Consider the following 22658-nt stretch of genomic DNA (forward strand, 5'->3'; position numbering starts at 1 on the left):
GGCACGGCGGCCACGCCGCCTCCGCAGCCCACAGACCCTTCACGTCATCAGGGAAAGCCTCATGCGCGAACGCGCCCACACCGCCGTGCCCGCCCCCGTGGCACAGCTGTCCGTCAAGGACGTCACCAAGTCCTACGGCACCCGTACCGTCCTCGACCAGGTCTCCTTCACCGTCCGTCCCGGCGAGAAGGCCGCCGTCATCGGCGAGAACGGCTCCGGCAAGTCCACCCTGCTGCGGCTCCTCGCCGCGGCCGAGCCGCCCGACACCGGCGAGATCGCCGTCGTCTTCCCGGGCGGCACCGGCCACCTCGCCCAGACCCTCGACCTCGACCCCGGCCACACCGTGCAGGACGCCGTCGACCTCGCCCTCGCGGACCTGCGCGGCATGGAACGCAGGCTGCCCGCGGCCGAGAAGGACCTGGCCGGAGCGTCCCCGGCCGAACTCGACGCGTACGGCGAGCTGCTGACCGCGTACGAGGACCGCGGCGGCTACGAGGTCGACGCCCGCGTCGACGCCGCCCTGTACGGCCTCGGGCTCGCCGGGACCACCCGCGACCGTACGCTCGGTTCACTGTCCGGCGGCGAGCAGACCCGACTCTCGCTCGCCTGCGTACTGGCCGCCGCCCCCGAGCTGCTGCTCCTCGACGAGCCGACGAACCACCTCGACGAGGCCGCCGTGCACTGGCTCGAAGAGCACCTGCGCGCACCGGGGCACCGTCGTCGCCGTCACCCATGACCGCGGCTTCCTGGAGCGGATCGCCACCACCGTCCTCGAAGTCGACCGCGACGCGCGCACCGTGCACCGCCACGGGGACGGCTGGCGCGGCTACCGCGCCGCGAAGGCGGCCGCCAGACGGCGCGCGGCGCAGGAACACGCGGACTGGCGCGACGACCTCGGCCGTACCGAGGAACTGCTCGGCGCGGCCACGAAACGCCTGGCCGGCACCGGCAAGGACCCCCGGCAGGGCTTCGGCAAACATCGCCGGTCGCACGAGGCCAAGCTCGGCGGACAGGTCCGGGCCGTCCGGGAGAGGCTGGACCACCTGCGACGCAACCCGGTGGCGCCGCCGCCCGAACTCCTGAGGTTCAAGGCGGCGCTGCCGGCGACCGGCCGAGAGCACCAGGACGCCGGCCCGCTGGCCGAGCTCGACGGCGTGGCCGTCGGGGAGCGGCTCCGACTCGACGGCCTGCTGACCATCGGGCCGGGGGAGCGACTGCTGGTCACCGGCGGAAACGGAGCCGGCAAGACGACCCTGCTGCGCGTTCTGGCGGGCGACCTGGAGCCCGACGTGGGGACCGTACGCCGCTCCCGCTCCGCCCGGATCGGGTACCTCGCGCAGGAACTGCCCGCCCGGTCCAGCCGGCTGCCGCTGCTCACGGCCTTCGCGGCCGGCCGTCCGGGTCCGCCGGAGGAGTACGCGGAGCGGCTGCTGGCGCTGGGCCTGTTCCGCGAGGAGGACCTGCACGTCCCCGTCGCGGCGCTGTCCGCGGGGCAGCAGCGGCGGCTGCAGATCGCGACCCTGGTGACCCGGCCCGCGGACCTCCTCGTCCTCGACGAGCCGACGAACCACATCGCCCTCGACCTGATCGAGGACCTGGAAGCCGCCCTCGCCGCCTACCGCGGAGCCGTGGTGGCGGTCTCGCACGACCGCGGCTTCCGCCACCGCTTCCCGGGAAACCGCCTGAACCTCCGAGCCGGCCGCAACTCCTGACCGCCGGCCCCGGCCCCGGCCCCGGTCCCTGGCCCGGCCCCGGCCCCCGGCCCCCGGCCCGGGGCCCCTCGCCTCGGGTCCCGGGGCGGGGGAGGGAGGTCACAGGGGTGGACCCTTATGGACTGCTTGCTCCGTATGTCACCCTGGCCGTGAACCGGGTCACCCACCTGCCGCTCGACCCGGGCGACCGATCCCCCCACGGATGCGCTCATGCCCCCCTCGTTCCCGTTCCGAGCCGTACCCGTCGTTCTGGCCGGTGCTGTGACCGCCCTGCTGGCTGCCTGCGGGCCCTCGGCCGCCGCAGGGTCCGCAGCGGCACCGGCGACTCCCGCCGCCACGACTCCCCCCGCCACGACCGCCGCCGCCACGACCCCCTCCGCCCCGGGCCCGGCGCAGGCCACCGCCGCGTACTCACCCGCTGCGGATCCCGGCGACGCCCGTACTCGGGAGTCGACGCTGTCCATACCCTCCGCGGGTATATCCGGGCTGCGCGTCGTGCCGTACGAGGGCACCACCGACGACGTACCCGGGACCCGCATCCAGGACCGCGGGGTCGCGGCCAGCCCGTACGGGAAGCGGGGCGGGGTGGGACCCGGGCAGGTGGGGAACTTCCTGGTCACCGCGCACCGCCTGTCAGCCGGCGGCCCCCTGCGGGACCTGCCCGCGGTCGACCACGGAGACACGGTCCTCGTGACCGCGGGCGGGGTGCAGTACACCTACGAGATCACCGCGACCCGCAAGACGTCCTTCCGGCAGCAGCGCTCGCTGGACGAACAGCGCGCAGCCGTGCCCGGCGTACCCGGCGCGACCCCCACCCAGGCCATGATCACGATCTCGACCTGTGCCACACCGGAGGACCACGCCGAGGGCAACTTCTGGAGCGACGCCCAGGGCAATCCCGAGCACCGCATCGACAAGATCGGCGTCCTGCGCAAGACGGCGCCGTCTCCGTAGCACCACCCAGGGTGGGCGCATGAGCACGGCAGACGAACCGGCCGCCGGGGCACGTCACTCCTCAAGGCGGCCCCGCACCGGCGGCCCGGCCCCTCGCGCGGTGGATCCGGGCCAGTACCAGGACCGTGTCGTCGGTCGCCTCGGCCGGAAGCAGGTTCGCGATGATCCGGTCCGCGGCCTCCTCCAGCGGGCCGGTCACCGTACGCAGCTGCTCCTGCAGCGCCTCCAGACCGGCTCCGATGTCCTGCCCCCGCGTCTCGATCAGGCCGTCGGTGTACAGGGCGAGCACCGCGCCCTCGGGCAGGTCGAGCGCCGACGACCGGAAGGGGACGCCGCCCACCCCCAGCGGGATCCCCAGGCCCTCGCCCACCGTCTCGACCGTCCCGTCCGGGTGGCGTACCAGGGGCGGCGGATGGCCGGCGTTCCCGATGCGGGTGCGGCCGGTGTGCGGGTCGTACACGAGGAAGAGGCACGTGGCCAGCTGGATGCCGGACTCCTGCGCGCAGGAGTCGAGTTCGGTGAGCAGCGCCTCGGGGGTGGGGGCGTGGGGGGCCAGGGCCTTGGCCGTGATGCGCAGCCGGCCCATCGACGCGGCGGCCGGGACGCCGTGCCCCATGACGTCCCCGACGACGAGCGCGACCCGGTCGTCGGGCAGGTTGATCACGTCGTACCAGTCGCCCCCGACCTCGGTGATCCGGCTGCCGGGGAGATAGCGGTGGGCGACGTCCACATGGGCGCCGGAGACCACGGCGCTGGGCAGCAGGGCGCGCTGGAGGGTCAGCGCGATGTCCTGGACCCGGCCGTACAGGCGCGCGTTGTCCAGGCACAGGGCCGCCCGTGAGGCCAGCTCACCGGCGAGGGTGACGTCCTGTTCGGTGAAGGCGGGACGGGCGGTGGAGCGGCCGAACATGGCGATGCCCTGGACGGTACCCCGTGCGATGAGCGGCGCGAGGACGATCCCGCCCAGATCGCTGTCCAGCAGCAGGCGGGCCCGGTCCCGGTGGTCGGCGGTGCGGGTCGCGAAGGCCTCGTCGACGACGACGGAGAGCGGGCGGCCGCTGCTCAGCATGTCGTGGATGCCGGAGCCGGGTGGGTAGGTGACCCGTTCCCGGCCGCCGACCAGCTCGGGTACGGGCGGCGGGAGGACGGTGCCGGAGGCGATCCGGCGCGTGGTGAGCGGCAGCGCGGGGTCGAACCGTTCGTCCTCGTGCATCCACTCGATGATTTCGACCACGGCGCCGTCGCAGAAGTCGGGCATGACGGCGTCGATGAGCTCGCGGGCGGTGACCTCCAGGTCCAGGGTGGTGCCGACCTGGGCCGATGCGCGGTCCAGCAGGTCCAGCCGCTGCCGGGCGGCCGTCGCTTCGAGCAGGGCCTGTTCCCGGTCGGTCACGTCGACGAGCAGCCCGCCCACACCGGGCAGGGTGTCTCCCGCCCCGCTCAGCGGAAAGAAGCTCACCGAGCGGACCTGGTCGCGGTCGGGCCGGCCGGGGGTGCGCAGTCCCACCAGCGCGCCGACGAGGGGGTGTCCCTTCTCGGCCACGGCCCGGAGCATGCGTTCGTACTCGCCCCCGTCGGACGTGATCATGATGTCGGTCATGCGTCGCCCGAGGTGTTCCCGCACGGGAATCCCGTCCATGTCGGCCAGCACCTGGTTGAGGTGCACGTAACGCAGCTCCTCGTCGAGCATGACGAGGCCGATCGGGCAGGTCTCGAAGAGGGCGTCGAGGAAGACGAGGTTCGTCTTGACCCGGTCGAGCTCGTCGCCCCGGCTGGCCAGGCCCATGACCACGGAGTCGCCTGCCGGGCCGGTCACCGGGAACACCCGGAACCCGCAGTCGAAGACCCCGGCGTCGCGGTGCCGGGCGGGCATCCGGACCCGCCAGTACCCGAGGCTCCGGCCGCGCTCCACCAGCTGAGACGCCCCGCCGGGGGTTCCCGGCTCAGGGTCGGGGAAGAGGATCGAGGCCGGCCGGGACAGCACCTCTTCGGGCGCGTAGCCGAAAAGGTGCCGGGCGCCCGGGCCCCAGTAGCGGACCCTCTCCTCGTGGTCGAGGCCGAAGACGGCCACGGGCACGTGCTCCAGGAGGGCCCCCGGCTCGGACCGGATCGGACCGGGGGCGTCGGCGTCCGCACCCCCTGGCCGGTCCGATGGCATCAGAGGTCCCCCTTCGATCGAGGTCTCTCCTCATTGTGCCCGTCATCCGGGCAGCGGACCTCACGGCGCCTCGTGGGGCGGATCCAGCGGTGCGGTACGCCGTACCGACCGGTAATTCCAGCCAATTGTCGCCATGCACCTGACAGGCTCCTGACACTTCGAGATGGCTGTGGGACGCTCCCGGCACGCACTCCGCACCCCCCTGAGAGGCCCAGCGCCTCGCCCACCCCCACCAGCACGTGGCATGGAGGAGCGACCCATGAGGCACACCCCGAACATCTCCCGCACCACACGACTCGCCCGCGTCGCCGGGATCGCGACACTCGTCGTCGCGGCAGGTCTGGCCGGTACCGGAACCGCCCTGGCCCACGGCTCCGCCGCCCCGGCCGCCGACCAGAAGGTCGACGGCGTGATGGTCGTCGCCGGCAACAGCTGCAGCTGGACGAACGCGAGCACCAGCGCCGCCGCCCCGAGCGCCCTCACCGTGGACCGTGCCACGGTCAACGCGCCTGGCGGCAACCTCGCCTGTGGCGGCGGCATCGCCGCCACACTCAACAACAACCCCGCGTTCACCTTCGACGACGCGGCCGGCACGGCCCGGACCGACCTGATCGACATCACCGGCAGGCAGAGCTTCATCTCCTGTCGCTACAAGGCGACGAACATCGCGTGGGACCGCGACGGTACGACCCGTAAGTACATCAACCGGGCCTTCACGGCGACCAAGACCTCGGGCAGCTTCCTGTGTCCGGCCTCGGTGACCACCCCGGCCGGGGACGCGTCCATGCTGTTCCGCTGAGCCACCGCTGAGCCACCCGCGCCACACCCGGCCGCCTCCCGGCTCCGCTCCGGGAGGCGGCCCCACCCGTCGGCCCCGCCCGCGTTGGTGACGGCGATCCAGCAGTCGGTCAACTCGTGCCGGAGTGCGGTAGTGACCTGGTGGGCGCCGGCGATCCGGGTGAGTTCGGGCAGGCTCTGATCCGTCATGAGGTGGAGCATGTCAGCCGTCGCGGACGGCCGTACGGGCAGCGGGTCGGTTCGTCGGCGCGCTGGTGGAGTGGAACGCCGATGCCGCGGCCTGGGCGCGTCTGGTCCCTCCGGGCCTGCGGGCGAGCAGTGAGCGGGCCCTGGGGTTCGCCCCGCTCTGGCAGGAGCGCTACGGCGAGGCCCCTCAAGGCCCTCCGGCCAAGGGCGCCGAGGCCGTCAACCGGCAGGAGGCCGACCACGGTCCGGACGGTACGGTCGTCGCCTACCCCGCCGACCCCTTCCTGGCCGAGGGGGCCGCGCCCATCTTCGCCACCCGGTACAGCGAGCGCATCGACCGCCACGTCTTCCTCGATGCCGTCCACGGACGCGTCCCGCTCACCCCGCAGACCACCGCGACCTGGACGGATGCCGTCGCCCGCCAACGCACGGCCTGAAGCGGGGCAGTTGGCCGCCGTGAGCCTAAGGTAACCCCATGGATCTCCAGGCCGAACTGCTCGAACACCCCTACTCCGTCTACGACCGGCTGCGCGACACCGCACCGGTGTGCCGCATCACCGGCACCGACGGCACCCCGGCATGGCTGGTAACGCGGTACGACGACGTGCGTGCCGCCCTCGCCGACCGCCGGCTGTCCCTCGACAAGTCCCATTCCAAGGACGGCGGTTACCGGGGCCTGTCGCTGCCGCCGGCCCTGGACGCCAACCTGCTCAACATGGATCCCCCGGACCACACCCGCATCCGCAGGCTCGTGAGCCGCGCCTTCACCCCGCGCCGCACCGAGCAGTTGCGCGCCCCCATCCGCGCGACTGCCGACCGTCTCCTCGACGACCTCGGCCCGGCCGGAACCGCGGACCTGGTGGCCGCGTACGCCGCCCCGCTGCCCATCATCGTCATCTGCGACCTGCTGGGCGTTCCGGAGGACCGCCGCCTGGACTTCCGCACCTGGACGGACGCGCTGATCACCCCCGACCCCAGCCGTCCCCATGCCGCGAAGGAAGCTGTGATGGCCATGCTCGGCTTCTTCACCGAGCTCATGGCGCACAAGCGCAGCAGGCCCGCCGACGACCTGCTGTCCGACCTGACAGCCGTCCGGGACGCCGCGGACGGCGAGGACGCCCGCGACGGCGACCGCCTCAGCGAGGACGAGCTGATGTCACTCGCCTTCCTCATCCTCTTCGCCGGGTACGAGAACACCGTCCAGCTCATCGGCAACGCGATCCACACACTCCTGGAGCACCCCGAAGAACAGGCCCGCCTCCGCAGGGAACCGTCCGCCCTCCCGGCCGCCGTCGAGGAACTCGCGCGCTACGAAGGCCCCGCGCCCCTCGCCATCCGCCGCTTCCCGACCGAGGACATCACCATCTCGGGAGTCACCGTCCCGGCGGGGGAGACGGTCCTGCTCTCGCTCTCCGCGGCCAACCGCGACCCGGCCCGCTTCCCCCGGCCCGACCTCCTCGACCTGGACCGCGACGCCTCCGGCCACCTCGCGCTCGGCCACGGCATCCACTACTGCCTCGGCGCCCCCCTGGCCCGCGCCGAGACCGAGATCGCACTCGCCGCCCTCCTGGAGCGCTACCCCGTCCTCGAAGCCGCCGGCCCCGCGCCCCGCTGGCGCCCCTCCCTGCGCGCCCGCGGCCTGCTGGAACTCCCGGTCCGCTACGACACGGGACACTCCCCGCACTGAGCCCTGCCCGTCCGCCCACGCGCCAGTGATCCAGATCACCCGGTAGGGCGGCCCGGTGTGCGTGGCGAAGACCCACCGGGCACGACTCGCCGGCCTCGTGGAACAGGGCAGGAAGGCCCTGGACCTGCGGCACGGGGCCCGTGCCGCCGCGCTCGGCTGCGGGGGCGACCCGCTCGGCGCACTCGCCGCGCAGGTGACGCACCGTGAGATGGCCGATCCTGTAGGCGCGTTCGCGGCAGGTGCCCGCGGCGCTCGCCACCGTGCTGGTCGCTGCCGCGGGGGTATGGGCGATGGTGGTGGCCGGCCCGCTCAGGTGACCGCGCCCACACGGTCGGCTCCGGGCGTTGTCAGTGGCTCCCGGTAGCGTGGGCCGGGCCTGCTCGACGAAGCGCGGTCACCGACGCGCCACGGGGGCGCATGTGATGGGGGTGCATGTGAGGGGGCCGATGGGGCCGACCACTGTCTGGATGGCCGGGCCGCCGACCGGTACGGCCGTCGTGTCCGGAAGGAACCCGTTACGTGATCGCGAGACCCTCCGACGACCTGGCCGCCGCCTTCGCACGCCTGGGCGGTGAGGACGACGGGCAGGTGTGGAGCAGCCTCTGGAACGACCTGTGCCACCAGAACTGCGTCTACCCCGACAGCTACCTCGCCCTCCCGTACCTGGCGGCCATCGCGGCCGGACGCGCCCCCGGGGCACCGGACGAGGCGGTCTCGATGGCGGGCCTCATCCTGTCCGCGGCGGACGACGAGCAGACCGCCCAGTACGCGGACGAGACGGCCGTCCTCCTCGGGACGGCCCGCCGCCTGCTCGGCGAGACAGGCGCCGACGCCCCGGCCTTCGTCTACCTCCTGCAAGCCCTCCTGGCCTTCGAGGGCGAGCGGGTGTGGAGCGTCGGACGCCTGGAGGGCCTGTTCACGGAGGAGTACGAAGTCGACTGCCCGGCCTGCTCGTCGACGCTCTTCGTCGCCTTCGGCGGGTACGGCACCTTCGCCTCGGCCGGTGACTACGTGACCTCCGACCCGGCCAGGACGGAACTGCTGCCCGCAGGCTCGGCCAGGACGGAACTGCTGCCCGCGGACCCGGCCGCCCTCGACGCACTGCCGGCCCGCCTGCACCGTCTGGCGACGGAGGCGGGGCACGGGAAGGTCGCGTACGGGCTGCTCCACCTCTTCGGCCGGGCGGTCTGCCCGGACTGCGAGGCGGTCTTCTCCGTGTCGGACCGGGTCGTGGAGAGGGACGAGTAAATGAGGGAACCGAACGGAGAGGTGTCCATGCAGAGACTCCACGCGGTGGTGGCCGGGGCCGGGATCGGCGGTCTCACGGCCGCCCTCGCACTGCACCGCCGCGGCTGGCAGGTCACCGTCTGCGAACGCGCCCCCGAACCGCCCGTGACCGGGGCCGGCATCGGACTCGCTCCGAACGCCCTGCGCGCCCTCGACGCAATCGGAGCCGGCGCGGCCCGGGCCACCGGCAGCGCCGTGCCCGCGACGATGGGCGTCCGCCGCTCCGACGGCCGGTGGCTCACCCGGGCCGAGACCTCGTACATGGCCGCCCGGTACGGGATGCCCCCGATCGCCGTACCGCGCCCCGCCTTCACCGCGGCGCTGGGCGCCGCCCTGCCGCCGCAGGCCCTCCGTTACGGCGCCACCGTGACCGGTGTCGACGATGCCGTCGGCCGCGCGACCGTCCGTACGGCCGAGGGCCCGGACTTTCCCGCCGACCTGGTCGTCGCCGCCGACGGGATCCACAGCCCGCTGCGCCGCGCGTGCTTCCCCGCGCACCCCGGCCTGCACTACCTCGGCGAGACGGCCTGGCGGACCCTCGTCGACGCTCCGGACCTGCGGATACCGTCCATGAGCGAGACGTGGGGGCGGGGGGAACGCTTCGGCGTGACACCGCTCGCGGACGGCCGGTACTACCTCTACGCCACCGCGGTGGTCCCGGCCGGCACCCGCTCGGCCGACCCCCTCGCCGAACTCCTCCGCCGCTTCGGCGCGTGGCACGACCCGATTCCGGCCCTGCTGGACCGGGTCGGGCGCTCCGGCCCCGCCGACGTCCTGCAGAACGACCTGTACGACCTGGCCGCCCCGCTTCCCCGGCTGCACCACGGCCGGACCGTCTGGCTCGGCGACGCCGCCCATGCCATGGCCCCCAACCTCGGCCAGGGCGGCTGCCAGGCCATCGAGGACGCGGTGGTCCTCGCCCACCTGCTCCCGGCCGGGGACGACACCGGCGGTGCGGAGGCCGTCCCGGCCGCCCTGGCCGCGTACACCGCCGCCCGCCGCGACCGCACGGACGCCGTCCGCCTCCGCGCCCGCCGCGTCGGCCGCCTGGGCGCCCTGCGCAACCCCCTCGCGGCGACAGCCCGCGACCTGGCGGTCCGTGCCACCCCCACAAGGCTGGCCCTGCGCGGCATGGACGACCTCTTCAACGGCTTCCGCCTCCCCGGCGCCGGCCGTACGGACCGCTCCATGCATAAGTGATGCTTCTGGGCGGCAGCAGAACCATCTACTGGAGATATCACCCGGTTGGGCCCAGGGTTGATCACATCGAGGACGCGAACACCCACCCCCGCACCCGGTTCCTCCTGGGTGCGGCCCTGCTGTCGACCGGCCTGCTCGCCGGGGCCTTCGGCTCCGGCGCCGCCAACCTCGTGTTCGCCGTACTGATCTGCGTGGCGTGCGCGGGGCGTCCAGGTGCGGGACGTCCGTGATGTGCCGCCCGTCGAGCATGTGTTCGAATATGTCGGGCGTGGGCCGTCCGGTGGGGGCGCGGCGTGCACGCGTGTCGCGCGGAGGGGGACGATGAGATGGCTGGGAGCGTAGGGCCGCAGCCCGCGGTGGCCGGAAGGAGAGCCCACAGATGGGAGCAATCGAGCCCTCGCACGGCGGTCCCGGAGAGGCGTGGCCCGCCGCGTCCGGGCCCGGCGGCCTGCTCGATGTGCTGCGCGTGGCCGCCGTACTCCTCGACGCCGACGGCCGGATCGACCTGTGGAGCCCGCAGGCGGAGCAACTGTTCGGTTACACCGCCGACGAGGCCCTCGGCGAGTACGCGGCCCGGCTCCTGCTCCACGAGGAGCACGTCCCGGTCGTACTGGACATGTTCGCCGAGGTCATGGAGGCCGGCGTCAGCTGGGTCGGTGTCTTCCCCATCCGGCACAAGGACGGCAGCACGCGCATGGTCGAGTTCCGCAACATGCGGCTGCTGGACTCCCAGCAGGATTACTACGCCCTGGGCCTGGCCGCGGACCAGGCGACGGTGCGGCAGGTCGAGCGGGATCTGGCGCTGTCCGCCCGGCTCGTGGAACAGTCACCGGTCGGCCTCGGCGTGCTCGACACCGACCTTCGCTACGTCTCGGTCAACCCGGCGGAGGAACGCCTCAACGGGGTCCCCGCGGCCGAGCACATCGGCCGGCACGTCCACGAGGTACTGCCTGCTGTCGACCCCTCCTTCGAAGCGGCGATGCGCGAGGTGCTGGCCACCGGAGTTCCCATCGTGGACCAGTACACCGTCGGCCGTACCCCGGCCGACCCGGACCACGACCACGCCTGGTCGATCTCGTTCTACCGGCTCGAAACCCCCAACGGGACCGTGCTGGGCGTGGCCACCGCCAGCGTCGACGTCACCGAGCGGCACCGGGCGGTCGAGGAGCAACGCCACACCGCACTCACCCTCCAGCGCAGCCTGCTGCCCCACACCCCGCCGCGGCGGCCGGGCCTGGAGGTCGCCACCCGCTACCGCCCCGCCCAGGCCACCATGGAGATCGGCGGCGACTGGTTCGACGTGATCCCGCTGAGCGGGGACAAGACCGCCCTCGTCGTGGGCGATGTCATGGGAAGTGGGGTCGCTGCCGCGGCCAGCATGGGCCAACTGCGCACCGCCACCCGGACCCTGGCCGACCTCGACCTCGACCCGGCGCAGGTCCTGCACCACCTCGACCACGTCACCGAGGGCCTCGAAACCATCGCGACCTGCGTCTACGCCGTCTACGACCCACTCGGGGCGCAGTGGCACCTCTCCCTGGCCGGGCACCTCCCTCCGGTCCTCCTGAGGCAGGACGGCACGCGCGAACTCCTCGACCTGCCCACCGGCGCGCCCCTCGGCGGCTGCGGTGTCCCCTTCCGCACCGTCAGCATCCCCGTCGAGGCGGGCGACCAGCTCGTCCTCTACACCGACGGCCTGGTCGAGACCCGGGATGACCCGATCGACCAGCGCCTCGAGGTCCTCCTCGACGCCCTCGACGACCCCGGCCGCCCCCTGGACGAGACCTGCGACCTGCTGCTGGACACCATGCGCCACCCGGGAGTCCACGACGACGTAGCGCTCCTGATCGCCCGGGCCATCCCGGCTCCCGAGGGCCCTGCCTGATCGCCCGACACCGCACCGCGCGGGGTGGGCTACGCCACCTCCGCCGCGGCGGAGGTGGTGGCCAGGCGCAGGGCCGCCACCAGTTCGCGGTAGAGCGGATCGGACTCCAGCAGCTCCTCATGGGTGCCGCGGGCGCGGATCCGGCCCGCCTCCATGACCACGATCAGATCGGCGTCAACCACCGTCGACAGGCGGTGCGCGACCGTCACCACCGCACCCGTCGCCGCGCGGCTGCGGATGCAGTCCTGCACAGCGGCCTCGGTCAGACCGTCCAGCTGCGCGGTCGCCTCGTCCAGCAGCAGGACCTCGGGAGTGCGCAGCAGGGCGCGCGCGAGCGCGATGCGCTGGCGTTCGCCACCGGACACGTGCGCCGACGACAGCGGGCTGTCCAGACCGCTGTCGAGGGTGTCGACCTTGTCCGTCAGCCGTACGTCCCGCAGTACGCGGCGCAGTTCCTCCTCGGTGGCGTCCGGCCGGGCGAGCAACAGGTTGTCGCGGAGGGTGCCGGGCACGACCGGGGTGTCCTGCTCGACGTACGCCAGCCGCGCCCGTACCTCGGAGTGGCTGTGGTCGCGGTACGGCCGTCCGTTCAGGAGTAGTTCGCCGTCGACGGGCTCCAGGAACCGCAGGACCAGCGAGAACAGCGTGGTCTTGCCGGCGCCCGACGGCCCGACGATCGCGGTGTGACCGCGCCGGGGGATGGCCAGCCGCACGTCGGTGACGGCGTTCCCGGCGTCGGGGCCGTACGCGGCGCTGACACCGCGCAGTTCGAGCACGGGCATGTGCGCCCGGTCGTCGGCGTCCGCCGGGCGGGTGGGCGACGTACCGCGGGCAGGGCCGCCCGCCGCGTCCTCGCCCGTCAGATCGGCGGTCTGCCGGATGCGTTCGGCCGCGGCCATCCCGGCCTGAAGGGAGGTCAGGTTCTGGCTGAGCGTGCTGACCGGCTCCATCAGCGTGAACGCGTACAGCAGGAAGGCGATCAGGCTGGACACCTCCAGGTCCCCGGCCCCGACCCGCCATGCCCCGACGCCCAGGATCGCGATGATGGCCAGCTGGATGCCGGACCCGGCGACCGTCCAGGCCAGCGCCTCCTGACGCACCGCCCGGATGCCGTACTCGGCCGCGGACCGCGCGTCGGCCACGATCCGTTCGGCGGCCCGGTCCTCGGCGCGGCTCACCTTCACGGTGCGGATCGCGCGCAGCGTGCCCTCCAGGCGGCCGCCGAGCAGGCCGATGTGCTCCTGCGCGCGCTGCTGCGCCTTGCCGATGCCCGGCATGAGGAGCGCGAAGAGCGCGCCGGTCACGGCCACGGCGGCCACCGTCGTACCGAAAAGCACCAGGTCGAGCACGCCCATCAGGACCAGACTGCCCACCAGCATGACGGCGCCGTTGACCAGGCCGACGAACGACTGGGCGGTCGCCTCGCGGAGCAGGACGGTGTCCGAGGTGACGCGGGTGACGAGCTCACCGGTCGGGCGGCGGGTGAGCGCGGGCACAGTGGCCTGGAGGAACCGCCGCACCATGGATTCGCGCGCCTCCAGAACGACGCGTTCGCCGAGCGTGCCGAGCATGCACCACTGCCGGTAGGACACGGCGGCGCCGACGACGAGGAGCACGAACAGCGCGGTCACGGGGCCGGTGAGGGAGGCGGAGTCGTTCAGCGCGTCCAGCACCCACTTGGTGATCATGGGCGTGGCCAGGCCGAGTGCCGAGCCGGCCAGCGCCAGGCCCAGTCCTGCGGCCAGCGTGCGGCGGTGCGGGCGGGCGAACGACCAGAGGACGCGCAGCCGGGGTGCGTCGAGCACGGTACGGGGAGGGGGTGTCGAGTCAGCCATGAGGAAAATGGAACATGGATGTTCCATAACGGTCAAGTCAGTTTCATTGCGGGATGCGCGCTACCGTACGTCCATGGAGCACGACCACATCGCGACGGAAGCGGCAGCGGCAGCGGCGACGGCCGAACCGGCGACGACCGAGACCGCGACCCGCGCCCGCACGCGGCGCGCGATCCTCGACGCCGCCGTCACCGTCCTGTCGGCCAACCACGGTGCGTCGCTCGCGGACGTCGCCGAGGCCGCCGGCGTCGGACGCACGACCGTCCACCGCTACTTCGCGGAACGCTCGGACCTGGTGGCGGCGCTCGGGGCCGATGTACGAGAGCGGCTGCACGAGGCGACCGTCCGCGCGCGGGTCGAGGAGGGCCCGGCCCCGAAGGCGCTGGAACGGCTCTGCCTTGAGTACTTCGAGCTGGGGGACCGGCTCATGCTGCTGTTCGACGTCCCGCAGTTCCTGAGCTGGGCGGGCTTCGACGAGGAGACCGGCTCCGACCGGGTCCTGGTCCGCCTCATCGAACGCGGCCAGTCCGAAGGCACGGTCGACGCGGAGGCGGACGCCGAGTGGCTGCAGAACGTGCTGTGGTCCCTGCTGTACGCGGCCTGGATGCAGGCACGCGACTACGGCACGCCGCGCCACACGGCCCTCTCGTCGTGCCTCCACACCCTCCGCAAGGCCATGGCGGCCTCCTGACTCAACCGACCGCCCCCGGCAGGAGAACCAGCCGCCGCCGCTCCCGGTCGATCTCGGTGACGACGACCGCGATCGCGTCGCCGGCCTGGACGACGTCCTCAGAGCCTCTCACGCCGCAGTCCGGCGCAGGGTGGGCTACGGGGTGGTGCGGGCGGGGAAGGTGAAGTGGTAGCCCTGCGCGGTGAGCCAGGGCAGGTACTGCTTGAGCGCCGCGACGGTTTCGCTGCGGTCCCCGCCCCCGTCGTGGAAGAGGACGGTCGGCTGCTGGGGCAGCTTGCCCTCGACGGCGGAGATGATCGCGGGCAGGCCCGGGCGGCTCCAGTCCTTGGGGTCCACGCTCCAGCCCAGCGGACGCATCCCGCTCGCCGCGGCGATCGCCCGGCTGTCGGGGGTGAAAGCGCCGCCCGGGGCGCGGTAGTAGCCGACCGGGACCCCGGGAGCGGCCTTCTCGATCATGGCCTTGCCCTCGAGTATCTGCTGCTTCTGGTAGGCGACGGGCTTGTGGTCCATGGTCACGTCGTGGTCGACGGAGTGGTTGCACAGGCGGTGTCCGTCGGCGGCGACCGAGCGCACGAGCTCCGGGTACTTCTGCGCCTTCGTCCCGATCAGGCAGAAGGTGGCCTTGACGTGGTTCTTCCGCAGCACGTCCAGGACCTGGGGCGTCCAGCGGGGGTCCGGGCCGTCGTCGATGGTGATCGCGACGTCCCGGCCCGAGCCCTGCGCGAGCCGGGAGATGGCCAGGGGGATCCCCGAGGCGCTCCGCGCGGTCTCCGGGCTTCCGGCCGACGCGGCGGCCCCGGCGGGGTTCCCGGGCACGGGCTTGTCCGCCGAGCCGTCCGTGGCGGCAAGGGCCGGGGTGCCGGAAACGGCCAGGATGCCGAGGACGGCCGCGGTGGCGGCGGATCCCGCCCGCCGGAGACGGCGAGCGGAACTGCTGGTGATGCCCATGGACGCGCTCTTCCTTTGCGCTCGGCCCCCCGTTCTCGCGTGTCCGGTCCAGGCTAGGTCATCCGTTCCGGAGCCCTCCTCGGCCGACCGGCCGGTTCCGCGGCGCGTACCGCGGCCACAACGGGACCGGAACGGGACCGGTCCGGCGGGCCGGACGGCGGCCCCTCGGGAGGCGCGCGGCGGGCCTGTCGGCCGGTGTGCGGGCGGTATCGGGCCTCCGGGCCGGGCGGGTGCAGGGTCCCCCTGTGCGTGGCCGGCGTCGCGGCGACGGGGACGGCGGGCGTGCCCTCGACGGCTCCCCCGGGGCCCCGCCCCGTGTGAGGAGAGTCACCGGCCGGTGGAGGCCTCCGGCCGTCGCTTCGCCACCATCGCCGTGTGGAGCAGCCAGCCGCCCGCCGCGCCGACCACGTACCAGAACAGGTCCGGTGCGTTGAAGGTGGAGCCGAGTACCAGGCGGGCGGCCGCACTGTACCGGGACAGCTCCGCGGGCAGGGAGCTGAGCTGGAAGACCTCGACGGCCCAGCTCGCCCCCAGCGCGGTCCCGGCGGCCCGCAGGGGCGTCCACCGCGGCGCGACCAGCACGACCAGGGCCACCAGCAGGACGGTGTACAGCGCGTCCCCGCCGTACTTCGCCACGCTCCCCGCCGCCACGGCCCGCAGCCCGAGCCCCGCACCGACCGTCACCACGGCCGCGGCGGCCGCCGCCAGACGGATCCGACGGGTGACGGGGGCGGCGGCGCTGCCACAGCTTCCGGATATGAAGGTCACGGGGCCATCCTGCCCGAGCCCGCCGCCCGGCCCGCCGCCCGAGCCCACCGCCCGGCCCGCCGCCCGCCGGCCCATCGGTTTACGCCGTCCTCGGCTCGACCTGCCCGACGCGCCGCAGGCGTCCCTATGATGACCCGATGGCGTCGATCAAGAACTTCCAAGTCACCTTCGACTGCGCACAACCCGAACGTGTCGCCCGTTTCTGGTGCGAGGTGCTGGGGTACGTCGTGCCGCCGCCGCCCGAGGGGTACGGGAGTTGGGACGACTTCGACCACGCGCTGCCGGCCGAGCACCAGGGTTCGGCCTTCGCCTGCGTCGACCCCTCGGGTGTCGGCCCGCGGCTGTTCTTCCAGCGCGTTCCCGAAGGCAAGGTCGTCAAGAACCGCCTCCACATCGACGTCCGCGTCGGCACCGGACTCGTGGGCGACGAGCGCGTGGCCGCTCTGGAGGCCGAATGCGCCCGCCTGGTCGCCCTCGGCGCGACGCGCGTGCAGCTGCTCCTCGCGGACGGGATGAACGAGTCCTGCCTCGCGATGCAGGACGTCGAGGGCAACGAGTTCTGCCTCGACTGAGGACCGATACGCCGCCGGCCACCTGCTCAGGCGTTCGTGATCACCAGCAGGGTGCGGGCGGGGGCCGGGCCCGACAGGCGGCAGCGGTGCGGGACTTCACCCCGGTGGTGGGCACTCTGGCCGGCGCGCAGCGTCAACGGCTCCTCGCCCTCGACCTCCAGGACCACCTCGCCCTCCAGGACGTAGAGGAAGTCCTCGCCGGGGTGCTCGAACCAGCCGCGCTCGCCCTGGCCGGGCTCGAAGTGGTGCTCGTACGCCTCCATCAGCGCGCTGCGCCCGCCCGGGATGAGTACCCGCGCGACCTGCCCCGCGGACTCTTCCACCCGGATGACCTGCGGGTCGCTCTCGTGGCTGACCGCACCCGGGCGCGCGGGCGGCCTCAGGAAGGTGCCCGGGCTGACTTCCAGGGCCTCCGCGATCCGGTAGATCGAGCTGAGGCTGGGCGTGGTGAGGCCGCGTTCGAGCTGGCTGAGGAACGGCTGCGAGAGGCCTGAACGGGCGGCGAGGACGGCCATGGAGACGCCGCTTCGCTTGCGGCAGCTCCGGATCACCCGTCCGACCTCGATCGCCTCCGGCGTGGGTTCGGGTCGAGACACGCAGGTGAACGTACCCCATCCCCGATCAAGGCCCGGGTGCCCCGGCGAGGTTTCGCACTGCTGCAACATCCCCGTCATAAGCGTGGTCAATTATTGACCTCACTTATCGACGACCGAGGAGCCGCTCCGTGCACGCCACCCCTTCACCGCCCGGCCGGGCCCTCGGCCGACTGGGCCCGGCCCTGGCGGCGGCAGCCGCCGTGCTCGCGCTCTGGTACCTGCTCGCCCGGTCCGCGGTGGTCGCCCCGGCACTCCTGCCCACCCCCGCCCAGACCCTGGCCGCGCTCGCCGACAGCGCCCGCAGCGGCATCTTGGCGGCCGACCTCCGCGCCAGCCTGGCCCGCGCCGGACAAGGCTTCGCCCTCGGCGCGCTCATCGGCAGCGCCCTCGGCTTCGCCACCGGATACCTGCCCAGGCTCTCCGCCGCGGTGACCCCCGTCGTCTCCTTCCTGCGCCCGATCCCCGCCATCGCCCTGGTGCCGCTCGCGACCGCCTGGTTCGGCATCGGTGAGACCGCCAAGCGCCTCCTCATCGCCTACGCCGTACTCCTCGCCGTATGGCTGTACGTCCACGACGGGGTGTCCCGGGTCCCGGTCTCCCACCTGCGGGCAGCCAGGACGCTGGGCGCGCCGCTGCACCGCCGGTTCGCCGAGGTGCTGCTGCCCGCCGCCGCGCCCGCCGTGCTCGCGGCGCTGCGCTACGGCGCCTCCGTGGCCCTGCTCGCCCTGGTGGCAGCCGAGCTGGGCGGGGCCGACAGCGGCCTGGCGTACCGGCTCCAGGTCGACGGCCAGTTCCTCCGCGTGGACCGGATGTTCGCCGGGCTCCTCGTGCTCGGGCTGCTCGGCGTGGCCGTGGACCTCGTACTCGCCTCGGCCGGCCGCCGGTTCGCGCACTGGAGCACCTCATGAGCCTGGCAGTACGACTGGAAGGACTGTCCGTCCGCTACGGAGCCGCCCCCGTCCTGGACCGTACGGACCTGGAACTCCCCGCCGGGTCGTTCACCGCCCTGCTCGGGCCGAGCGGATGCGGCAAGTCGACGGTCCTCGGCGCCGTCGCGGGCTTCGTACCTCCCGCCACCGGGCAGGTGACGGCGGGCTCCCGACCCGTGCACGGGCCCGGCCCGGACCGGGGCGTGGTCTTCCAGCACTACGCGCTCTTCCCCTGGCGCACCGCACGCGGGAACGTCGAGTTCGCCCTCAAACGGCTCGGGCTGCCGCGTGCGGAACGCCGCCGACGCGCCCTGGAGGCACTCGCCGAAGTCGGCCTCGCCGACGGCACCGACAAGTACCCGGTGCAGTTGTCGGGCGGCATGCAGCAGCGCGTGGCGCTGGCGCGCGCCCTGGCCGCCGAGCCCGAAGTGCTGCTCATGGACGAGCCGTTCGGTGCGCTGGACACCATGACCAGGGCCCGTATGCAGCGCCTGCTGCGCGAGCTGTGGCAACGCCGGGGCACCACCGTCCTGTTCGTCACCCACGACATCGACGAGGCCCTGGCCCTCGCCCAGCGGGTCGTGGTCCTCGGCGGCAGCCCCGGCCGGGTGCTCGCCGACCACGCCGTCCCCGAGGGCCCTCCCGACCCGGAGCTGCGCTCGCTCGTGGCACGCCACCTCGGCTCGGACTGAGCCGCGGCTCCCTGCTCTTGTCTCTGTCTCCGTCCCCGGAAGGACATTCCTCGATGCCCAGACCCCGCGTGGCCGTCGCCCTGCTCGTGGCGGCCCTGCTCAGCACGCTCGTCGCGGCCTGCGCCGACGCCCCGGGACCCGTGAACGGCCCGCCGAACGGCGGCGGAAAGGGCGGCCGTCCGGCCGTCTCCGTCGTCGGCAGCGACCACCTCGGCGGAGCCCCCGTCCACGTCGCCCACGAACACGGACTCTGGGCCGCCGAAGGCATCGACGCCACCGTCACCACCCAGCCCACCGGGCGGGACGCCCTCAACGCAGTCCTCGGCGGCCAGGCACAGCTCGGCATCGTCGGCGACCTGCCCGCCGTGACGGCGGCGCTGGGCGGACGCGACCTGCGGATCATCGCCGACCTGTCCCGGTTCTCCGACTGGCGCCTGCTCACCCGAACCGACCGGGCGATCACCGACTTCGCCGCCCTCAAGGGCCGCAAGGTCGGCGTCCCCCAGGGCACGAACGTCGAGTACGCCCTGTCGCGGATGCTCGACTCCGCACAGCTGACCGCAGCCGACGTGACCGTCGTCAATCTCGCCCCGAACCAGGTCACTTCGGCACTGGCCCGCGGCGACATCGATGCCGGCCTCACCTTCCCCAGCTTCTACGAGGCCGCGCGCACCGCGCTCGGCGAGCGCTACGCGGAGCTCCCCTTCACCGGATACACCGCACGCACCCTGCTGGTCGCGGGCCCGAAGACCAGCGACGAGACCTCCGCCGCCGTCCTGCGCACCGTACTGCGCGCCCAGCGTGAGATCGCCGACGACCCGGCCCGCGCACGGAAGGCCGTCGTCGCCCAGTCCAAGGGCGCACTCCAGGCCGGCTACGTCGACGCGTACCAGCCCCGCTACACCTACGGCGCGACCCTCTCACCCGACCTGCCGGACCAGTTGGCGGAGGAGGCCGCCTGGGCCAAGGCCGCTCAGGGCCTGCCCGGCGCAGCCGACCGCGCGTCACTGCAGCGGTACCTGAACCCCGGCCCCCTGACGGCTGTCGACCCGGCCGCCGTCACCGTTCGCTGACACCCCACCCCACCCCACCCCACCCGACCCACGAGGAGACCGAACCCATGACCGTCGACCAGAACACCCTGCGCCGCCGCGGCGTCGGCCTGATCGCCCACGACCCCGAGCGCAGCCACGGCGGCTACACCCTCTACACGCCGATCACCAGCGCCGGCGAGATCCACCTCGTGGACATCGAGGGCCGTGCCGTCCACACCTGGAACTCCCCGCACCCGCCCGGCCGTCAGGCGCAGCTCCTGCCGAACGGCAACCTCTTCTACGCGGCCAAGGACACCATGAGCCCGACACTCTTCCCCATCTGGGACGTCTACCACGGCGGCATCTTCCAGGAACTGGCACCCGACTCCACGGTCGTCCGCGAGGTTCGTCACCCCTTCCACCACCACGACGCCTCGCTCCTGCGCAACGGCAACCTCGTCATCACCGTGGTCGAACCCCTCGACCCGGCCGACGCGGCTCGCATCCGCGGCGGCATCCCCGGTTCCGAGGCACCGGGCGGGGTGATCTACGGCGACGTCGTGTACGAACTGACGTGGGACGGGCAGGAGGTGTGGCGCTGGGCCGCCATCGACCACCTCGACCCCGAGGACTTCCCGCTCGACCCGCACTTCGCCCGCGAGCACTGGCCCATGGCCAACACCGTCAACGAGAGCGCCGACGGCTCCATCGTCCTGGGCTTCCGCAGCGCGTCCTCCGCCGTGGCCGTCGACCGCGCGGACGGATCCGTACGATGGCACATCGGCCCCGACGTCCTGGCACAGCAGCACCACCCCCACGAACTGCCCGGCGGCACCATTCTCGTTTTCGACAACGGCACCTACCGCGACACCACCTCCGTGCCCTACTCGCGGGTACTGGAGCTGGACCCGCGCACCGGCAAGGAGGTGTGGTCCTACCAGGACCACCCGCCGCAGAACTTCTACAGCCCGTACATGTCGAGCGCCCAGCGCCTGCCCAACGGCAACACCTTCATCGCCGAGGGGTCCTTCGGACGGCTCTTCGAGGTCACGCCCGGCGGCGACGTGGTGTGGGAGTTCGTGGTCCCGCAGTTCCGCTCGTTCGGCGACGGGGTGGGCCTGGAGTCCTCGGCGGGCGCTCAGAACTCCGTCTTCCGCGCCTACCGCTACTCCGCCGACGAGATTCCCTGGCTGCACGTGACGGCCTGACCCCCCGTACGGCGAGGAGTAGGCCGGCGGGCGGCAGCCGCCTTCGCCCGCGAGGCGGATCGTGCAGGTCAGGCCGCCGGGAGCCGGCCGGACCGACTCGGCGTTCGTCAGCTCACCTCGTCCCATGCCGGCACAACGAGACGGCAGTCCGGCAGGCACATGATCCGCCGGACAGAACCCGACCCCCGTACGGTGGCCAGTCCACGATCCGTACGGCCGCGCCGGCTGCTTCGCTGCCCCGGCAGTGTGCGTGGTGCCTGAGGGCGATGCCGTCCAGGTCGAGATGGGCCGCGAAAGCGGGGTGGGCCGCCAGCCGCTGTGCGTAGGACCACAGGCGGGGGTGGTCGGTGATGCGGTACACCGCCTCGGCGTCCAGGTGCCAGCGGTGCACCGTGTCCAGCTGCACCAGCGTCACCCAAACCTGCACGTCGGCCGCGGTGAGGTGACCGCCCAGCAGGTGCTCGGTCGAGGTCAGCCGCCGCTCCAGGGAACCCAGTCCGCGCAGCAGCGTGGCGAGCGCGTCGTCGCGGGCCGCCACGCCGGCACCGGCCCGGCCGGCGCGCTGCGCGGCGACGTTGATTCCCCGGTCGCAGAGCCTGCCGATCTCCTCGATGCGTGCGTCGGCGCCCTGGGGATGGAGATCCGGTCCGGTGGAGGCCCCGAACCGCCGGGTCAGGTCCTGAACGATGTCCGGGGCGTGCGTGCTGACGATCCGCCCGGTCCAGTCGTCGCTGAGGACCGGCGCCAGTGCCGGTCCGGGATACAGGTGCGCACTGGCCTCGTACAGCGGGCGCAGCGCGACGTACCCGCCGTCGGGTGCGTCGGGTACGGCGGGCAGCAACGTCACCGGGAGGACGTCCTGTAGGCCGAGCAGGCTGTGGGTGACGGCGATCCGCAGACTGCTCGGACAGGACGGCGTCAGGTGCAGCCGGTAGCGGTGCGGAACGGCCGGGAAGCCGCTGCGCGCGTCACGGCCGATCCTGCTCCGGAAGGGCGGCACGGCGTTCGGGTGCGTGGCGGACATGAGTCTCCCTGGGATCGCGGGGATTGCTCGGTCACGGACGTACGACGACGGGCCGCGACGCATACGACGCGGCCGGGCCCGGCGGGTGTGAGCGGTGCGTGCGCGCGGTGCGTGCGCGCGACGGTCAACGGCGGACGGGCGCGGGGCCGCCGTGGTGCAGGGGATACGCCGCGCTGCACACACGGAGCAGGTCGATGTGGCGGCGGGAGGTCAGGAGCGGCAGCGGCAGGGAGGCGGCGGCGGGTACGCCGTCGGTCCCGCGGCCAGGCGCTGAACACCCCATAATTTCCTACCACTTCACTAGGATTCGCTGACTGGAGTGTCGATCCGCGCTCGGGCGCTGTCAAGGGGCCTGGTGGAGTACCGGTCAGCTCTTCACCAGGAGGCCGCGGCTGCGCAGGACGTAGCGTTCGATCGGGCTGAAGATGAGCAGGTCGATGGCGATGCCGACGACGAGGATGAGGATGATCGCGAGGAAGACGCCGGGCAGGTCG

At 73.2% G+C, this 22658-nt stretch carries 21 protein-coding genes and 2 pseudogenes; 15 read left to right on the forward strand and 8 right to left on the reverse strand.

The window, feature by feature from the left end; translation table 11 throughout:
• Window positions 1–61 precede the first annotated feature (61 nt).
• Both abc-f and AAT21_RS13795 read left to right on the forward strand, forming a co-directional pair.
• Window positions 62–1712: pseudogene (gene abc-f / locus AAT21_RS13790) on the forward strand (ribosomal protection-like ABC-F family protein).
• Between the two features lie 210 nt (window positions 1713–1922).
• Entirely contained in the window at window positions 1923–2666 is a 744-nt protein-coding gene (locus AAT21_RS13795) for a class E sortase (protein WP_107081254.1), read from the forward strand.
• A gap of 61 nt (window positions 2667–2727) precedes the next feature.
• Here AAT21_RS13795 and AAT21_RS13800 read toward each other — a convergent pair whose 3' ends face one another.
• On the reverse strand, window positions 2728–4824 hold the full coding sequence (locus tag AAT21_RS13800; protein WP_046776866.1) for a SpoIIE family protein phosphatase: 2097 nt from the start codon (window positions 4822–4824) through the stop codon (window positions 2728–2730).
• 259 nt (window positions 4825–5083) lie between these two features.
• On the opposite strand from AAT21_RS13800, the gene AAT21_RS13805 reads away from it, so the two are divergent.
• From AAT21_RS13805 to AAT21_RS13835, 7 genes are all read left to right on the forward strand, one after another.
• A complete protein-coding gene (locus AAT21_RS13805) occupies window positions 5084–5623 on the forward strand; it encodes a hypothetical protein (protein WP_046776867.1) in 540 nt (179 codons plus the stop codon).
• A gap of 253 nt (window positions 5624–5876) precedes the next feature.
• A complete protein-coding gene (locus AAT21_RS13810) occupies window positions 5877–6245 on the forward strand; it encodes a hypothetical protein (protein WP_046776868.1) in 369 nt (122 codons plus the stop codon).
• A gap of 38 nt (window positions 6246–6283) precedes the next feature.
• Entirely contained in the window at window positions 6284–7495 is a 1212-nt protein-coding gene (locus AAT21_RS13815) for a cytochrome P450 family protein (protein WP_046776869.1), read from the forward strand.
• A 519-nt stretch (window positions 7496–8014) separates the two neighbouring features.
• Entirely contained in the window at window positions 8015–8743 is a 729-nt protein-coding gene (locus AAT21_RS13820) for a hypothetical protein (RefSeq protein WP_052757766.1), read from the forward strand.
• Window positions 8744–8770: 27 nt separating this feature from the next.
• Window positions 8771–9982, forward strand: a complete 1212-nt coding sequence (locus tag AAT21_RS13825) for an FAD-dependent monooxygenase (protein WP_046777383.1) — start codon at window positions 8771–8773, stop codon at window positions 9980–9982.
• The gene (locus tag AAT21_RS13830; RefSeq protein WP_046776870.1) at window positions 9979–10212 is read left to right on the forward strand and encodes a hypothetical protein; all 234 of its coding nucleotides are present in this window, start codon (window positions 9979–9981) and stop codon (window positions 10210–10212) included. Before AAT21_RS13825 ends, AAT21_RS13830 begins: the two co-directional genes overlap by 4 nt.
• A 149-nt stretch (window positions 10213–10361) precedes the next feature.
• Window positions 10362–11867 carry a SpoIIE family protein phosphatase gene (locus AAT21_RS13835; RefSeq protein ID WP_046776871.1) on the forward strand — a complete coding sequence of 502 codons (1506 nt, stop codon included), beginning with the start codon at window positions 10362–10364 and terminating at the stop codon, window positions 11865–11867.
• 29 nt (window positions 11868–11896) lie between these two features.
• On the opposite strand, the gene AAT21_RS13840 is transcribed toward AAT21_RS13835, so the two are convergent.
• The gene (locus AAT21_RS13840) at window positions 11897–13702 is read right to left on the reverse strand and encodes an ABC transporter ATP-binding protein (RefSeq protein WP_235438781.1); all 1806 of its coding nucleotides are present in this window, start codon (window positions 13700–13702) and stop codon (window positions 11897–11899) included.
• 73 nt (window positions 13703–13775) lie between these two features.
• Here AAT21_RS13840 and AAT21_RS13845 point away from each other — a divergent pair, with 73 nt between their 5' ends.
• A complete protein-coding gene (locus AAT21_RS13845) occupies window positions 13776–14393 on the forward strand; it encodes a TetR/AcrR family transcriptional regulator (RefSeq protein WP_046776872.1) in 618 nt (205 codons plus the stop codon).
• Between the two features lies 1 nt (window position 14394).
• Here AAT21_RS13845 and AAT21_RS37460 read toward each other — a convergent pair whose 3' ends face one another.
• The 3 genes from AAT21_RS37460 to AAT21_RS13855 form a co-directional block, all read right to left on the reverse strand.
• Window positions 14395–14505 carry a S1 RNA-binding domain-containing protein gene (locus tag AAT21_RS37460; RefSeq protein ID WP_157879679.1) on the reverse strand — a complete coding sequence of 37 codons (111 nt, stop codon included), beginning with the start codon at window positions 14503–14505 and terminating at the stop codon, window positions 14395–14397.
• A 23-nt stretch (window positions 14506–14528) separates the two neighbouring features.
• On the reverse strand, window positions 14529–15341 hold the full coding sequence (locus AAT21_RS13850; RefSeq protein WP_052757767.1) for a polysaccharide deacetylase family protein: 813 nt from the start codon (window positions 15339–15341) through the stop codon (window positions 14529–14531).
• Window positions 15342–15668: 327 nt separating this feature from the next.
• Window positions 15669–16100, reverse strand: a complete 432-nt coding sequence (locus tag AAT21_RS13855; protein WP_046777386.1) for a ribosomal maturation YjgA family protein — start codon at window positions 16098–16100, stop codon at window positions 15669–15671.
• Between the two features lie 146 nt (window positions 16101–16246).
• On the opposite strand from AAT21_RS13855, the gene AAT21_RS13860 reads away from it, so the two are divergent.
• Complete coding sequence (locus tag AAT21_RS13860; RefSeq protein WP_046776873.1) at window positions 16247–16681, forward strand: VOC family protein; 435 nt, start codon at window positions 16247–16249, stop codon at window positions 16679–16681.
• Between the two features lie 26 nt (window positions 16682–16707).
• On the opposite strand, the gene AAT21_RS13865 is transcribed toward AAT21_RS13860, so the two are convergent.
• The gene (locus tag AAT21_RS13865) at window positions 16708–17277 is read right to left on the reverse strand and encodes a helix-turn-helix domain-containing protein (RefSeq protein ID WP_046776874.1); all 570 of its coding nucleotides are present in this window, start codon (window positions 17275–17277) and stop codon (window positions 16708–16710) included.
• A 128-nt stretch (window positions 17278–17405) separates the two neighbouring features.
• Here AAT21_RS13865 and AAT21_RS13870 point away from each other — a divergent pair, with 128 nt between their 5' ends.
• The 4 genes from AAT21_RS13870 to AAT21_RS13885 are packed head-to-tail and all read left to right on the forward strand — an operon-like array spanning window position 17406 to window position 21140.
• Window positions 17406–18185 (forward strand): ABC transporter permease, encoded by a 780-nt coding sequence (locus tag AAT21_RS13870; protein WP_046776875.1) that lies wholly within the window; start codon window positions 17406–17408, stop codon window positions 18183–18185.
• Window positions 18182–18898, forward strand: coding sequence for an ABC transporter ATP-binding protein (locus AAT21_RS13875; protein ID WP_046776876.1), 717 nt, complete (start codon window positions 18182–18184; stop codon window positions 18896–18898). The genes AAT21_RS13870 and AAT21_RS13875 overlap by 4 nt, the downstream gene beginning before the upstream one ends.
• A gap of 53 nt (window positions 18899–18951) precedes the next feature.
• A complete protein-coding gene (locus AAT21_RS13880) occupies window positions 18952–19971 on the forward strand; it encodes an ABC transporter substrate-binding protein (RefSeq protein ID WP_046776877.1) in 1020 nt (339 codons plus the stop codon).
• A gap of 47 nt (window positions 19972–20018) precedes the next feature.
• The gene (locus AAT21_RS13885; RefSeq protein WP_046776878.1) at window positions 20019–21140 is read left to right on the forward strand and encodes an aryl-sulfate sulfotransferase; all 1122 of its coding nucleotides are present in this window, start codon (window positions 20019–20021) and stop codon (window positions 21138–21140) included.
• 112 nt (window positions 21141–21252) lie between these two features.
• On the opposite strand, the gene AAT21_RS13890 is transcribed toward AAT21_RS13885, so the two are convergent.
• Window positions 21253–22164, reverse strand: a complete 912-nt coding sequence (locus AAT21_RS13890) for a glutathione S-transferase C-terminal domain-containing protein (protein WP_079025613.1) — start codon at window positions 22162–22164, stop codon at window positions 21253–21255.
• 367 nt (window positions 22165–22531) lie between these two features.
• Window positions 22532–22658, reverse strand: a pseudogene (locus AAT21_RS36710) (ABC transporter permease); the annotation flags it as partial.

The organism is Streptomyces yangpuensis (assembly GCF_001005295.1).
Taxonomy (GTDB): domain Bacteria; phylum Actinomycetota; class Actinomycetes; order Streptomycetales; family Streptomycetaceae; genus Streptomyces; species Streptomyces yangpuensis.

Coding starts and splice junctions, on each gene's coding strand:
- AAT21_RS13795 (WP_107081254.1), top strand. CDS start 1,923: ATGCCCCCCTCGTTCCCGTTCCGAGCCGTACCCGTCGTTCTGGCCGGT.
- AAT21_RS13835 (WP_046776871.1), top strand. CDS start 10,362: ATGGGAGCAATCGAGCCCTCGCACGGCGGTCCCGGAGAGGCGTGGCCC.
- AAT21_RS13890 (WP_079025613.1), bottom strand. CDS start 22,164: ATGTCCGCCACGCACCCGAACGCCGTGCCGCCCTTCCGGAGCAGGATC.
- AAT21_RS13875 (WP_046776876.1), top strand. CDS start 18,182: ATGAGCCTGGCAGTACGACTGGAAGGACTGTCCGTCCGCTACGGAGCC.
- AAT21_RS13850 (WP_052757767.1), bottom strand. CDS start 15,341: ATGGGCATCACCAGCAGTTCCGCTCGCCGTCTCCGGCGGGCGGGATCC.
- AAT21_RS13860 (WP_046776873.1), top strand. CDS start 16,247: ATGGCGTCGATCAAGAACTTCCAAGTCACCTTCGACTGCGCACAACCC.
- AAT21_RS13815 (WP_046776869.1), top strand. CDS start 6,284: ATGGATCTCCAGGCCGAACTGCTCGAACACCCCTACTCCGTCTACGAC.
- AAT21_RS13800 (WP_046776866.1), bottom strand. CDS start 4,824: ATGCCATCGGACCGGCCAGGGGGTGCGGACGCCGACGCCCCCGGTCCG.
- AAT21_RS13885 (WP_046776878.1), top strand. CDS start 20,019: ATGACCGTCGACCAGAACACCCTGCGCCGCCGCGGCGTCGGCCTGATC.
- AAT21_RS13840 (WP_235438781.1), bottom strand. CDS start 13,702: ATGGCTGACTCGACACCCCCTCCCCGTACCGTGCTCGACGCACCCCGG.
- AAT21_RS13880 (WP_046776877.1), top strand. CDS start 18,952: ATGCCCAGACCCCGCGTGGCCGTCGCCCTGCTCGTGGCGGCCCTGCTC.
- AAT21_RS13845 (WP_046776872.1), top strand. CDS start 13,776: ATGGAGCACGACCACATCGCGACGGAAGCGGCAGCGGCAGCGGCGACG.
- AAT21_RS13825 (WP_046777383.1), top strand. CDS start 8,771: ATGCAGAGACTCCACGCGGTGGTGGCCGGGGCCGGGATCGGCGGTCTC.
- AAT21_RS13805 (WP_046776867.1), top strand. CDS start 5,084: ATGAGGCACACCCCGAACATCTCCCGCACCACACGACTCGCCCGCGTC.